The following is a 12,859-nucleotide window of genomic DNA, read 5'->3' as shown; positions in this document are numbered from 1 at the left end:
GACTTAAGCGAGGATCTTGGTGACGACGCCGGCGCCGACGGTGCGGCCGCCTTCGCGGATCGCAAAGCGCACCTGCTCTTCCATCGCGATCGGGTTGATCAGCTCAACCGTCACCTTGATGTTGTCGCCCGGCATCACCATCTCCGTGCCTTCCGGCAGGAACACGCTGCCAGTGACATCGGTCGTGCGGAAGTAAAACTGCGGACGGTAGCCCTTGAAGAACGGCGTGTGACGCCCGCCTTCTTCCTTGGTCAGCACATACACTTCGCCCTCGAACTTCGCGTGCGGCTTGATGCTGCCCGGCTTGCACAGGACCTGCCCGCGCTCGATGTCTTCCTTCTTCGTGCCGCGCAGCAGCAGGCCGACGTTGTCGCCCGCCTGGCCCTGGTCCAGCAGCTTGCGGAACATTTCCACGCCGGTGATCGTGCTCACCGCCGTCGGGCGGATGCCGACAATCTCCACGTTCTCGCCGACCTTGATGATGCCGCGCTCAATTCTTCCGGTTGCCACCGTGCCGCGGCCCGAGATCGAGAACACGTCTTCCACCGGCAGCAGGAACGGCTTGTCGGTCTCGCGCATCGGCTCCGGGATGTAGGTGTCCAGCGCGTCGTACAGCTCCTGAACCTTGGCCACCCATACCGGATCGCCGGCGATCGCCTTGGTGGCGCTGCCGCGGATGATCGGGGTGTCGTCGCCCGGGAAGCCGTACTTGCTCAGCAGGTCACGGACTTCCATCTCCACCAGTTCGAGCAGCTCTTCGTCTTCCACCAGGTCGCACTTGTTCAGCCAGACCACGACCTTGGGCACGTTCACCTGCTTGGCCAGCAGCACGTGTTCGCGCGTCTGCGGCATCGGGCCGTCGACGGCGGAGACGACCAGGATCGCGCCGTCCATCTGCGCGGCACCGGTGATCATGTTCTTGACGTAGTCCGCGTGGCCCGGGCAGTCGACGTGCGCGTAGTGGCGCGCCGCGGTCTCATACTCCACGTGGCTGGTCGCAATCGTCAGGATCTTGGTGCTGTCGCGACGACCCTGCGACTCGGACGCCTTCGCCACTTCGTCGTAAGCGACATATTTCGTCTTGCCGAATTTATCGGCCGAAATCTTCGTCAAAGCCGCCGTCGTCGTCGTCTTGCCATGATCCACGTGACCAATGGTCCCAACGTTCACATGCGGCTTCGCGCGCTCGAACTTTTCCTTTGCCATGACTCTTGCGACTCCAGTTTAGATAGCGTTTTTTGCCGGCGACGGCGTGTTTATAAAGAACTAGTGCAGCTTGTTGGTGCCCACGAAAGGAATCGAACTTTCGATGGCGCTTCGCGCCATCGAAACAACCCGATCCATCCCTTGGAGGTCGAAGGTTCGATTCCTTTCGTCATCGCTGCCCTCAAGCTCTTGAAACTGGTGCCCACGAAAGGAATCGAACCTTCGACCTCACCCTTACCAAGGGTGTGCTCTACCGACTGAGCTACGGGGGCGTTGCTTGAATCTTGTGCCGCTCTCTTCGTTCCGGTTACTGCGCGACAGAAGCTTTCAATGGAGCGGGAGACGGGAATCGAACCCGCACCATCAGCTTGGAAGGCTGAGGTTCTACCATTGAACTACTCCCGCAGATGGTGGAGGGAGAAGGATTCGAACCTTCGTAGACATAAGTCAGCAGATTTACAGTCTGCCCTCGTTGGCCGCTTGAGTATCCCTCCCGCGCAGACTTTAGGCCCTGAGGCCCCGGCCCAAAACGAGCCGCGTATTCTGGTGACCACTGGCAGGCACGTCAAGGGGATTCTTCGAAATTTTGCGGCCAGCCGTAGGTCGGCAATCCTTTGCCGACGTGTGATGTCGGTTGCGCAATCGAGACCTCACGTCGGCAAGGGATTGCCGACCTACCACTGGCGGGGCTTGGCGCGCGCGGTCGGCGGCGCCTGCAGCGGATCGTCGGGCCAGGGATGCCGCGGATAGCGGCCCTTCAGCTCCTTCCTGACCTCGGCGTAGGTACGCTCCCAGAAGCCGGCCAGGTCCTGGGTGACCTGGATCGGCCGCTTGCCCGGCGACAGCAGGTGCAGCATCACCGGCATGCGTCCCTCGTCGACCGCCGGGGTTTTGCTCAGCCCGAACAGCTCCTGCAACTTCACCGCCAGCACCGGCGGCGCGCCCTCAGCCGAGTATTCCAGCGCGATCCGCGAGCCGCTGGGCACGGCCAGGTGGGTCGGCGCGAGCTGGGCGAGCCTCTGCTGACGCTCATACGACAGACCGCCGTTCAGGATCGAGCTCAGATCCAGGCGCTCCAGATGATCGCATCGCGTGATACCCGCCAGATGCGGGCGCAGCCAGCCGTGCAGCGTCGCGGCCAGCGCTTCGTCGGACACGTCCGGCCAGGCGTCTTCGGCTCGCCAGCGGCGCAGCGACAGCACTCTGGCCTGCCATTGCCGCGCGGCCTCGAGCCAGGGCAGCGCGGCGATGCCGAGCGCTGACACGCCTGCCAGCATCGCGGCCGCCAGCGCGTCCGGGTCGGCGCGCAGCGGCCGGCGCTCGAGCACGATCGCACCGAGGCTGCGGCGCTCCTCGGCGAGCACCGTCCCGGTGACCGGATCCCAGCGGACGACACCTTGCCAGCCCAGCGCCTCGGCCTGATCCTTGAGCAGCCGGGCTTCGACCAGCCGCGCGGCTGCGCGCACCTTGCGCGGCGGGCCCGGGTCCCAGTTGCCGATCGCGAGCCAGGTCTGCTGCGCCAGCGGATCGTTTTCCGGCAGCCGCGCTTCGGAGCCGTCGGCGCACAGATAAAGGCCGCGGCCGCTGTCGCGGCGCCGGGCGATGCGCTCCGGGTAGGCCAGCGCCAGCACCCGGCCGACGTCGTCCTCGTCGAAATCGGCGCTGATTTCGGAGGCATGGACGTCGCGCTGTCGCAGCAGCTGACGCACAACTTCGCGCACTCGCCGCTGTGCGCCCACGTCGGCGGCGCGGCCCAGAACATAGCCGCGGACCGTATGCGCCAGATCGAGCTGCGAACTGCCGTCACGCTCGTCGAGTACCGCTGCGGTCCAGGCCGCGACCGCTTCCAGACCGAGCGCCCGCGCGCCGACCAGCATGTGGCCGCGGCGCGGCGATGCCGGCAGCCGCACCAGTTCGCGGCCGTGCCGGGTGATGCGGCCATCGCTGCCGATCGCGCCCAGCGCCAGCAGCAGCTCGCGCGCCGCCTGCCAGGCGATCACCGGCGGCTGATCGAGCAGCCGCAGCGCGGATGGCCCAGTGCCCCAGGACGCCAGCTCCAGCGCAAAGCGCGAGATGTCGGCGGTCAGGATCTCCGGGTCGTCGAAAGCCGGCATCCGGCCCTGGTTCTCGTTGCTCCACAGCCGGTAACAGACTCCGGGGCCAAGGCGCCCGGCGCGGCCGGCGCGCTGCTCGGCCGAGGCCCGCGAGATGCGCTCGGTCTGCAGAGCGTTGGCGCCGGAGCCGAGGTCGTAGCGGGCGACACGCGCGTAGCCGGCGTCGACCACCGTGGTGACGCCCTCGACGGTCAAACTGGTCTGCGCGATGTTGGTCGCGAGAATCACCTTGCGCCGGCCCGCCGGGACCGGAGCGAGCGCCAGATCCTGCTCGCGGCTATCCAGTTCGCCATACAGCGGCCGCACTTCGACATTACCCGGCAACCGCGATTCCAGCCGGCGCTGAACACCGCGGATCTCGCGGCCGCCGGGCAGGAAAGCCAGCACGTCGCCGGGAGTCTCGGCCAGGCCGGCGAGCACGCCGCCGACCATCGCCGACTCCAGATCGTCACCGGCACGCGGCGGCCGGTAGCGCAGCTCCACCGGGAACAGGCGCCCGCCCGCCTCGACCACCGGCGCCTCGTCGAGCAGCCGCGACACGCGAGCGGTGTCCAGCGTCGCCGACATCACCAGCAGGCGCAGGTCCGGCCGCAGGCTCATGCGCGCATCCCAGCACAGCGCCAGCGCCAGGTCGGCGTCGAGGCTGCGCTCGTGGAACTCGTCGAAGATCACCAGGCCGACCCCGGGCAGATCGGCATCCGCCTGCAGCCGCCGCGCCAGCAGGCCTTCGGTGATGACCTCGATGCGCGTGTTCGGCCCGATCCGCCGCTCGAAGCGCACCTGGTAGCCCACGGTTTCGCCGACCGGCTCGCCGAGCAGGCTGGCCATGCGCGCCGCCGAAGCGCGGGCCGCGAGCCGGCGCGGCTCCAGGATCAGGATGCGTTTGCCGGCCAGCCAGGGTTCGTCCAGCAGCACCAAGGGCACAAGCGTGGTCTTGCCCGAACCCGGCGGCGCGGCCAGCACCGCACAGCCGGCATCGCGCAGCGCCAGGCGCAGGGCCGGCACGGCTTCCAGCGCCGGCAGGGCGGGCAAGGCGCGCATCGCTAGTCTTCTGCCCCTTCCCCCGGCTGTAGGGAAAGAAAGTTTGATAATCGTCCGACCATCAGGCAGCAAAAAACGGCCGCAGCAGCCACGCCGTCTCGGCCGGCGCTTCAAAGTGCAGCATGTGCCCGCAATCCTCGATGACGGCCTCCTGGCGTTCGCGGAAGCAGGCCAGGCGCTCAGCCCGCTCCTGGGCGGAAATCATCCGGTGCAGTTCCGACTTGCCGGCGTCGATGAACAGCGTCCTGGCGGTGACTTCGGACCACACCGCCCTGGACTCGGCCGCGCGATACAGCGTCGGGAACACGCGGCGATGCCGGGGGTCCGCGCACAGGCCGATACGGCCGTCCGGCCGTGCATAACCCCAGCCCTGCGCAACGGACAGCGCGCGCTCGGCGCTCAGCCGCGGATGCAGCCGCCGGATGCGCTCGGCCAGCTCCTCGTAACTGGCGTAGTGCTGGTCGCGCGGCGGCTCGCGCAGCTCGTCCAGCCACTGGCGCTGCTTCTTCGGCGCCAGCGCAGCCGGCTGGTCCGGCATGAACAGCCCGTCGAGCAGCGCCAGACGTTCGACACGCGCTGGACGCAGGCCGGCATAGATGCTGGCGATCTGGGCGCCGAGGCTGTGCCCGATCAGCCGGACCGCCACTCCCGGCGCGTAATGGTCGAGCAAAGCCTCCAGATCACCGAGATAGTCGGCAAACCAGTAGCCGTCCTGCGGCCATTCGCTGAGCCCGAAGCCGCGCCAGTCCGGCGCCAGCACCTGCCAGTCCGGCAGCAGCGGCTGGACCAGATCATGGAAGCTGGCGGACACGTCGAGCCAGCCGTGCAGCAGGAACAGCGCGGGCGCATCGGCCCGGCCCCAGCGCCTCACGTGGTAGCGCAATCCGCGCAACTGGACAAATTCTGATCGGCTGATGGCGTTCATCGCAAAACGGTTTTCGATGGAGTCTGCATGCGTGGCTCAGGAATTGCACCAGACCCGGGCACGTATAAGCCGTGACGTGACCGACCACCGCCCCTAAACTGTGAACGCGACTTGCGCCCCCAGCTTGCCAGCCTCTAAGACTCCATGACCTATTGCCTCGCCATCAAAGTGGACGACGGCCTCGTGTTCGCCTCAGACACCCGCACCAGTGCCGGCGTCGACGATGTGCGTACCTACAACAAACTGCACATCACCGAGACCGCCGGGGAGCGTGTGTTCGTGGTGCTGTCGGCCGGCAATCTCGCGACCACGCAGTGGGTACTCAACACCTTGCGCCGCGACCTCGACTCTCCGGATGCGCCGGTATCGCTGCGCAACGTCCGCCATATGTACGACGCGGCCGAATACATGGGCACGCTGTCGGTGCGCGCGCAGAAGGAATCGTCGGCCTACGGCCAGTACAGCAACGTCGACTTCCGCACCACGCTGATCATTGGCGGCCAGATCCTCGGCGAGGAGCCCTCGCTGTATCTGGTCTATCCGGAAGGCAACTGCATCTCCGTGTCGCCGGAGACGCCGTACCTGCAGATCGGCGAGAGCAAGTACGGCAAGCCGATTCTCGACCGCATCATCAAGCCGCACATCTCGCTGGAAGACGCAACGCGCTGCGCGCTGGTGTCGCTGGACTCGACGATGAAGTCCAACCTGACGGTCGGCCCGCCGCTGGACGTGGCGATCCTCGCCCGCGACGCGCTGCGCATCACCCACAAGCTGCGCCTGGACATCGACACGCCGTACTACGCGGCGCTGAAGAAGGCCTGGGGCGAGAATCTGGAGCGGGTGTTCCGCGAAGAGCTGCCCAAGTTCGAGTGGGAACGCGATCCGCACCAGCGCTCGATGCTGTGAAGCGTTGTAAAGCGTAGGTTGGGGTGAGCGCAGCGAACCCCAACATCAGTGCGGAGGCATGTTGGGGTTCGCAAGCTCACCCCAACCTACTGGCGAGCTTACCCGCCGCCTGAGCTTCGTCTTTCTGGGATAATCGCGGCCGTTTTGTTGGTCGGATTGATCTCATGCCGCGTCAAACTCCCGTCATCGCCCCTTCGATCCTGTCCGCCGACTTCGCTCGCCTGGGTGAAGACACCGCGCGCGTGCTCGCCGCCGGCGCCGACTGGGTGCACTTCGACGTGATGGACAACCACTACGTGCCGAATCTGACGATGGGCCCGATGTTCTGCGAAGGCCTGCGCAAGTACGGCATCAAGGCGCACATCGACGTGCACCTGATGGTCGAGCCGGTCGATGCGCTGGCCCAGGGCTTCGCCAAGGCCGGCGCCAGCTCGATCACCTTCCACCCCGAGGCGACGCGCCATATCGACCGCAGCCTGCAGGCGATCCGCGACGCCGGCTGCCAGACCGGCCTGGTGTTCAATCCGGCGACTTCGCTGGACTGCCTCGAATACGTAATGGACAAGATCGACATCATCCTGCTGATGTCGGTGAACCCGGGCTTCGGCGGCCAGAGCTTTTTGCCCTCGGCGCTGGTCAAGCTGCGCGAGGCGCGCGCGCTGATCGACGCCAGCGGCCGCGACATCCGGCTGGAGATCGACGGCGGCGTCAAGATCGACAATATTGCCGAGATAGCAGCAGCAGGCGCCGACACCTTCGTTGCCGGTTCGGCGATCTTCAGCACCCCGGACTACGCGGCCACCATCGCCACGATGCGCCGGCAGATCGCCGGCGGCGGTGTATAGTTCGGCCGGTTCCGAGTACCGATGAGCAGGCAGTGAATACGCAGATGAAGTTTCGGGAGTCGATCGCGCGGGCCGCCGGCCTGCGCCTGTGGTGGCGATGGCGCTGACCTGGCGCCCCGGCGCGGCATCGTCCGCGTTCTCTCCCGCTGCACGATCCACATAAAACCCGAAGCCATGACCTCTGCGACTTCCTACACGCATGTTGCGCTGACGCGCGAACTCTCGGCCGACCTCGACACCCCGGTCGCAGCCTATTTGAAACTCGCCGCCGCGCCCTATTCCTTCCTGCTCGAATCGATGGTCGGTGGCGAACGCTGGGGCCGTTATTCCTTCATCGGCCTGCCCTCGCGAGAAGTGCTGCGTGTGTGCGGCGAAGCGATCACGCTGACTCGCGACGGCTCCGTCGTCGAGACCGCGAGCGCAGTCAATCCGATGGAATGGATACGCGCTTACGCCGCGCGCCGACAGGTGCAGCCGGACGCCGCGCTGCCGCGATTCTCAGGCGGCCTGGTCGGTTATTTCGGCTACGACTGCGTGCGTTATTTCGAGCCGCGGCTGGCTGCGAAGCAGCAACCGGATCCGATCGGCACGCCGGATATCCTGCTGATGCTGGCCGACGAGCTGGTCGCGTTCGACAACCAGCGCGCGATCCTGACGATCATTACCCATGCGCGCGCCGACGACGCGGCCGATCAGGCGCGTGCGCGCCGGCGGCTCGACGAGATCGAAGCGCAACTCAACGCCAGGACCGAAGTCACGCGCACGCCGCTGTCGGCGTACGCGAAGGAACTCGACTTCAGCTCCTGCTTCGGCGAGGAGAATTTCAAGAAAGCCGTGCAGCATGTGCAGGACTACATCGCCGCCGGCGACTGCATGCAGGTGGTGCCGTCGCAGCGCCTGTCGGCGCCGTTCGCGGCCGAGCCGATCGCGCTGTATCGCGCGATCCGCCGCTTGAATCCTTCGCCGTACCTGTACTGCATGGATCTGGGCGATCACCATGTCGTCGGCTCGTCGCCGGAGATTCTGGTGCGGGTCGAAGACGGAGACGTCACCGTGCGACCGATCGCCGGCACGCGCAAGCGCGGTGCGACGATCATCGAGGATCAGCGGCTGGAAGCCGAGCTGCTGGCCGACGACAAGGAGCTGGCCGAGCACCTGATGCTGATCGATCTGGGCCGCAACGACGTCGGCCGCGTGTCCTCAACCGGCAGCGTGCGCGTTACCGAGAAGATGGCGATCGAGCGCTACAGCCATGTGATGCACATCGTCAGCAACGTCACCGGCAAATTGAAGCCGGGTCTCGATGCGCTGCACGCGCTCGCCGCGACCTTCCCGGCCGGCACTTTGTCCGGCGCACCGAAAGTCCGCGCGATGGAGATCATCGACGAAGTCGAGCCGGTCAAGCGCGGCATCTATGGCGGCGCGGTCGGCTACCTGGGCTGGGACGGCAACATGGACACCGCGATCGCGATCCGCACGGCGGTGATCAAGGACGGCCTGGTGCACGTGCAGGCCGGCGCCGGCATCGTCGCCGACTCGGTGCCGCAGTCCGAGTGGGACGAGACGATGAATAAAGCGCGCGCGATGATGAAGGCCGCGGCTCAGGCCTCGTAGGTTGGGGTGAGCGCAGCGAACCCCAACATCGGCGCACTCGACCGTTGGGGTTCGCTGCGCTCACCCCAACCTACGCAAACTCAGTCCTTCTTGCGGTAGAGGTTCACGATGCTGGAGAAATCCAGCGCGCCTTCGCTCTGGCAATGCCGCTGATACAGCGCGCGTGCCAGCTCGCCCAGCGGCACCGCGCTGCCGCTGGCGGCCGAGGCTTCCGCCGCCAGACCCAGATCCTTCAGCATCAGCGCGCTGCCGAAACCGCCCGCATAGCCGTGCGCAGCCGGCACCTTGTCCATCACGCCGGGCCAGGGGTTGTACAACTCCAGCGACCAGTTGCGGCCCGAACTCTTGACCATGATGTCCGACAGCACGCTCGGGTCCAGGCCATTGGCCACGCCGAGTGCCAGCGCCTCGGCGCTGCCGGCCATGTGGATCGCCAGCAGCATGTTGTTGCAGATCTTGGCGACCTGGCCGGCGCCGTTGTCGCCGGCGTGGAAAATGTTCTTGCCCATCGCGCCCAACAGCGGCCGCGCCCGCTCCAGCAGCTCGGCCGCGCCGCCGACGATGAAGCTCAGCGTGCCGGCCGCCGCACCCGCGGTGCCGCCGGAAACCGGCGCATCGATGAAGGAGATGCCGAGCGCTTTCGCGGCTTGCGCGACCTTGCGCGACGCAGCCGGCGCGATCGTCGAACAGTCGATCACCAGGCTGCCCGGCCTGATCGCGCCCAGCAGTCCATTGCCACCAAGATACAGGCCTTCGACATGCTGGCTGGCCGGTAGCATCGACACCACGAACTCGACGCCTTCGACGGCGGCAGCCGGCGTCTCGGCAACACTCGCGCCGCCGGCTTTTGCGGCCACCAGCGCTGCCGGTGCGAGGTCGTAGACGCGGACCTCGTGGCCGGCCTTGATCAGATTCAGTGCCATCGGGCCGCCCATGTTGCCGAGGCCGATGAAGGCGATGTTCGCCATGATGATTTCCTGGTTGTACGAAGTGGGCCGCGCTTACAGATCCGCGAGCGGATGCCGGCCTTCGGGCCATGGCGGCGCCACGAAATGTTCGGCGATCCATTCCGGGCTCAGATCGGCGTAGCGGCTCGGCGTCCAGCGCGGCTGCTTGTCCTTGTCGATCAGCAGCGCGCGTATGCCTTCGCGAAGATCCGGATGCGCGCAGCACTGCAGCGACACGATCAGCTCGAGGCGGAATACTTCGGCGAGGCTCAAGCCTTTCGCGCGTTTCTGCAGTTCCCAGACCAGCGCGGCGGTGGTCGGGGAACCCTCCGCCAGCACCTTGACCGCACGGCCGATCCACACATCGTCGCCGGAGTAGTTAATGAGATTGGCGTAGACCGTCGCCGGCGAATCGGAAGCCGTGAGCTGTTCGATCAGCGCCTGGTGACTCAGCAGGTTCGATGCCGGCAGCCGATCCGCGGCGCGCTCCGAAAAGCCCTGGAGCAGCACCGTCAGCGCTGCGCGGTCGGCAGCGGTGTCGCCGGTCCACGCGACCGTCGCCAGCTGTTCGAAAATCTCGTTGCGATCGGCCGTATCGACGAAGTGATCCGCAAGCCTCGTCACCAGCAGATCGTGGCCGTTGATCGACGCGCCGGTCAGCGCGAGGAACAAGCCGAAGGCACGCGGCATGCGGTTGAGGAAATAACTGCCGCCTACGTCCGGAAACAGGCCGATGGTAATTTCCGGCATCGCGACGCGCGAGGTGCCGGTCACCACGCGATGGCTCGCGCCCGCCATCAGGCCGAGTCCGCCGCCCATCACGATGCCGCTGCCCCAGACCAGAACCGGTTTCGGATACGTGTGAATGCGATGATCGAGCCGGTATTCCTCGCTGAAGAACGCGAGGTTCTCCAGGTTCGGCGGCGCGCCCCGATGATCGACGATCGCCTGGTGCATGCTGCGCACGTCGCCGCCGGCGCAGAAGGCTTTTTCGCCGGCACCGTGCAGCACCACGCAGGCGATGCCCGGGTCTGCGGCCCAGCGCTGCAGCTGCGGATCCAGCAGGCGGATCATCGGCAGCGACAGCGCGTTCAAGGATTTCCCGGCATTGAGCTGCGCGTAGCCGATACGCCGCCCGTTCGCGGCCGACACTTCGCGGAACAGGATCACTTCTGGCGTGACGGACACGACGCTTGACTCAAGCATTGCGCCACTCCGCGCTGCGCTTTTGCAGGAAAGCGGTGACGCCTTCCTTCTGATCCTGCGTATCGAACAGATCGACAAACACTTCGCGCTCGATCGGCAGGATCTGCTTCAGCGGATTGCCACGCGCACTCTGGATCAGCGTCTTGCAGGCTGCAACGCTGGTCGGGCTCTGCCTGGCGACGCGCTCGGCAAGCTTGATCGCGGCTTCAAGCGCAGCGCCGCCGGCAACGACTTGCTCGACCAGACCAATCGCTTTGGCGGTCACGGCGTCGATGCGCTCGCCGCATAGGATCATGCGCTTGGCCCAGCCTTCACCGACCAGCCAGGGCAGGTTCTGCGTGCCGCCGGCGCAGGGCAGCAAGCCCACGGTTGCTTCCGGCAAAGCGAGTTGCGCGTGTTCTTCCGCGATACGGATATCGCAGGCCAGCGCGCATTCCAGACCGCCACCCATCGCATAGCCATTGATCGCGGCGATGCTGACGCCGCGGAAAGCCGTCAGCGCTTCGAAAGCTTCGCCGAAGCGCCGCGCCATCGCCCGCGCCGTCGCCTTGTCGCCGTCGGCAAACACTTTGAGATCGGCGCCGGCGCTGAAGAACTTGGCGCCGTCGCCGGTGATCACCAGCGCGTAGATTTCGCGATCCGCGTCCAGATCCTTGACCAGCTGCGTCAGCGCCTTGAGGCTGTCGGCGGTCCAGGTATGCGCCGGTGGATTCTGCAGCGTGACGATCGCGGTATGGCCGCGCTTTTCCAGTTTCAAATTGGTGTAAACCGCTTGGCTCTGACTCATCGAAGCTCCTCGGCTGCGCCGCTGCGCAGGATGGCGCGGGCGACGATCACCCGCATGATTTCGTTGGTGCCTTCCAATATCTGATGTACACGACTGTCGCGAACATGCCGCTCCAGTGGAAGCTCGCGGCTGTAACCATAACCGCCGTGCAGCTGCAGCGCCTGGTTACAGACCTCGAAGCCGGTATCGGTGGCAAAGCGCTTGGCCATCGCGCAATAGGCGGTTGCATCCACGCTGCCGGTGTCGAGTTTCCAGGCGGCGAGCCGCACCATCTGCCGCGCCGCGACCAGCTCGGTGAGCATGTCGGCCAGACGGAACTGCAGCGCCTGGAACCGGCCGATCTCCTTGCCGAACTGGCGGCGCGACCGCAGATGCTCCTGAGTGCGTCCCAGCGCCGCCTGCGCGGTACCGATCGAGCAGCTCGCGATGTTGATGCGGCCGCCGTCGAGCGCCTTCATTGCGATCGCGAAACCCTCGCCTTCGGCACCAAGCCGCTGCGACTCCGGCACCTCGACATTGTCGAAAGCGATCGTACGCGTGGGCTGACTGTTCCAGCCCATCTTGTGTTCCTTTTTGCCAAAGCTGATGCCGGGGGAATCGGCCGGCACCGCGAACGTCGAAATGCCCTTGGGCCCGACGCCGTTGCTGCGCGCGAACACCACCAGCAAGTCAGTCGCACCAGCGCCCGAGATGAATACCTTGCTACCGTTGAGCAGGTAGCGGTCGCCGCGCTTTTCGGCCGTGGTTCTCAGCGACGCCGCATCCGAGCCTGCATTGGCTTCGGTCAGGCAGTAACTGCCGAGCTTTCTGCCGCTGGCCAGATCCGGCACCCATTCACTGGCGAAGCGCGCCGGCGCATGCGCCGCAACCAGCGCGGTGACCATATTGTGGATCGACAGATACGCCGCAGTGCTGGTGCAGCCGCCGGCCAGCTCCTCGAGAATGATCGAAGCCTCGAGCCGCGACAGGCCCAGGCCGCCGAGCGCGTCCGGCGTGTAGATGCCGCAGAAACCGATCTCGCCGGCGCGTCGCAGCGTGTCCAGCGGGAACTCGCTGTCGGCATCCCAGCGCGCCGCATGCGGCGCCATTTCACCGCGCGCAAAGCGGCGCGCGGCGGCCTGGTAGGCGAGCTGGTCTTCGGTGAGGTCGAAATTCATGAGTCTAGGCAGATCAACGCCGCTTGATCGCTGTCATTCCCGCGCAGGCGGGAATCCATGGAAGGGCAGCGCGGGGCCGCAAAACTGGATTCCCGCCTACGCGGGAATGAC

Annotated in this window: 10 protein-coding genes and 3 tRNA genes; 3 read left to right on the top strand and 10 right to left on the bottom strand. The window is 66.2% G+C overall.

Translation table 11 applies throughout. The features are described from left to right. Positions 1-3 precede the first annotated feature (3 nt). The 6 genes from tuf to JWQ90_RS01105 all read right to left on the bottom strand — a co-directional run bounded on the left by tuf (position 4) and on the right by JWQ90_RS01105 (position 5,286). On the bottom strand, positions 4-1,206 hold the full coding sequence (gene tuf, locus JWQ90_RS01130; RefSeq protein WP_299688072.1) for an elongation factor Tu: 1,203 nt from the start codon (positions 1,204-1,206) through the stop codon (positions 4-6). A gap of 196 nt (positions 1,207-1,402) precedes the next feature. Continuing rightward, positions 1,403-1,478 (bottom strand) — tRNA-Thr (locus JWQ90_RS01125). A 59-nt stretch (positions 1,479-1,537) separates the two neighbouring features. Then, a tRNA-Gly gene (locus tag JWQ90_RS01120) sits at positions 1,538-1,611 on the bottom strand. 3 nt (positions 1,612-1,614) lie between these two features. Continuing rightward, positions 1,615-1,700: transfer RNA gene (locus JWQ90_RS01115), tRNA-Tyr, on the bottom strand. Between the two features lie 180 nt (positions 1,701-1,880). Next, positions 1,881-4,361, bottom strand: a complete 2,481-nt coding sequence (gene hrpB, locus JWQ90_RS01110) for an ATP-dependent helicase HrpB (protein WP_299688068.1) — start codon at positions 4,359-4,361, stop codon at positions 1,881-1,883. A 61-nt stretch (positions 4,362-4,422) separates the two neighbouring features. Beyond that, positions 4,423-5,286: an alpha/beta hydrolase gene (locus tag JWQ90_RS01105; RefSeq protein ID WP_299688065.1), complete on the bottom strand. Its 864-nt coding sequence runs from the start codon at positions 5,284-5,286 to the stop codon at positions 4,423-4,425. Between the two features lie 144 nt (positions 5,287-5,430). Here JWQ90_RS01105 and JWQ90_RS01100 point away from each other — a divergent pair, with 144 nt between their 5' ends. The 3 genes from JWQ90_RS01100 to trpE all read left to right on the top strand — a co-directional run bounded on the left by JWQ90_RS01100 (position 5,431) and on the right by trpE (position 8,651). Then, positions 5,431-6,192 (top strand): peptidase, encoded by a 762-nt coding sequence (locus tag JWQ90_RS01100; protein ID WP_299688062.1) that lies wholly within the window; start codon positions 5,431-5,433, stop codon positions 6,190-6,192. A 164-nt stretch (positions 6,193-6,356) separates the two neighbouring features. Next, on the top strand, positions 6,357-7,037 hold the full coding sequence (gene rpe, locus JWQ90_RS01095) for a ribulose-phosphate 3-epimerase (RefSeq protein ID WP_299688059.1): 681 nt from the start codon (positions 6,357-6,359) through the stop codon (positions 7,035-7,037). A 174-nt stretch (positions 7,038-7,211) separates the two neighbouring features. Then, positions 7,212-8,651 carry an anthranilate synthase component I gene (gene trpE, locus JWQ90_RS01090; RefSeq protein ID WP_299688056.1) on the top strand — a complete coding sequence of 480 codons (1,440 nt, stop codon included), beginning with the start codon at positions 7,212-7,214 and terminating at the stop codon, positions 8,649-8,651. A gap of 80 nt (positions 8,652-8,731) precedes the next feature. Here the strand turns inward: trpE and mmsB are convergent, their stop codons facing one another. The 4 genes from mmsB to JWQ90_RS01070 are packed head-to-tail and all read right to left on the bottom strand — an operon-like array spanning position 8,732 to position 12,748. Next, on the bottom strand, positions 8,732-9,619 hold the full coding sequence (gene mmsB, locus JWQ90_RS01085; protein WP_299688053.1) for a 3-hydroxyisobutyrate dehydrogenase: 888 nt from the start codon (positions 9,617-9,619) through the stop codon (positions 8,732-8,734). A gap of 33 nt (positions 9,620-9,652) precedes the next feature. Continuing rightward, the gene (locus tag JWQ90_RS01080; protein WP_299688050.1) at positions 9,653-10,804 is read right to left on the bottom strand and encodes an enoyl-CoA hydratase/isomerase family protein; all 1,152 of its coding nucleotides are present in this window, start codon (positions 10,802-10,804) and stop codon (positions 9,653-9,655) included. Beyond that, on the bottom strand, positions 10,797-11,591 hold the full coding sequence (locus tag JWQ90_RS01075) for an enoyl-CoA hydratase (protein ID WP_299688046.1): 795 nt from the start codon (positions 11,589-11,591) through the stop codon (positions 10,797-10,799). Before JWQ90_RS01075 ends, JWQ90_RS01080 begins: the two co-directional genes overlap by 8 nt. Further along, entirely contained in the window at positions 11,588-12,748 is a 1,161-nt protein-coding gene (locus tag JWQ90_RS01070; protein ID WP_299688043.1) for an acyl-CoA dehydrogenase family protein, read from the bottom strand. The genes JWQ90_RS01075 and JWQ90_RS01070 overlap by 4 nt, the downstream gene beginning before the upstream one ends. Between the last annotated feature and the right edge of the window lie 111 nt (positions 12,749-12,859).

It is taken from the genome of Hydrocarboniphaga sp. (assembly GCF_028291725.1).
In the GTDB taxonomy this organism is placed as follows: domain Bacteria; phylum Pseudomonadota; class Gammaproteobacteria; order Nevskiales; family Nevskiaceae; genus Hydrocarboniphaga.
Note: the sequence above shows the minus strand (reverse complement) of the source record. Positions and strands in the feature narration are given on the sequence as shown.

What these genes read in the sequence shown, in the direction of transcription:
- JWQ90_RS01105 (WP_299688065.1), bottom strand. Translation starts at nt 5,286, where the DNA reads ATGAACGCCATCAGCCGATCAGAATTTGTCCAGTTGCGCGGATTGCGC.
- tuf (WP_299688072.1), bottom strand. Translation starts at nt 1,206, where the DNA reads ATGGCAAAGGAAAAGTTCGAGCGCGCGAAGCCGCATGTGAACGTTGGG.
- JWQ90_RS01070 (WP_299688043.1), bottom strand. Translation starts at nt 12,748, where the DNA reads ATGAATTTCGACCTCACCGAAGACCAGCTCGCCTACCAGGCCGCCGCG.
- JWQ90_RS01100 (WP_299688062.1), top strand. Translation starts at nt 5,431, where the DNA reads ATGACCTATTGCCTCGCCATCAAAGTGGACGACGGCCTCGTGTTCGCC.
- mmsB (WP_299688053.1), bottom strand. Translation starts at nt 9,619, where the DNA reads ATGGCGAACATCGCCTTCATCGGCCTCGGCAACATGGGCGGCCCGATG.
- JWQ90_RS01075 (WP_299688046.1), bottom strand. Translation starts at nt 11,591, where the DNA reads ATGAGTCAGAGCCAAGCGGTTTACACCAATTTGAAACTGGAAAAGCGC.
- trpE (WP_299688056.1), top strand. Translation starts at nt 7,212, where the DNA reads ATGACCTCTGCGACTTCCTACACGCATGTTGCGCTGACGCGCGAACTC.
- rpe (WP_299688059.1), top strand. Translation starts at nt 6,357, where the DNA reads ATGCCGCGTCAAACTCCCGTCATCGCCCCTTCGATCCTGTCCGCCGAC.
- JWQ90_RS01080 (WP_299688050.1), bottom strand. Translation starts at nt 10,804, where the DNA reads ATGCTTGAGTCAAGCGTCGTGTCCGTCACGCCAGAAGTGATCCTGTTC.
- hrpB (WP_299688068.1), bottom strand. Translation starts at nt 4,361, where the DNA reads ATGCGCGCCTTGCCCGCCCTGCCGGCGCTGGAAGCCGTGCCGGCCCTG.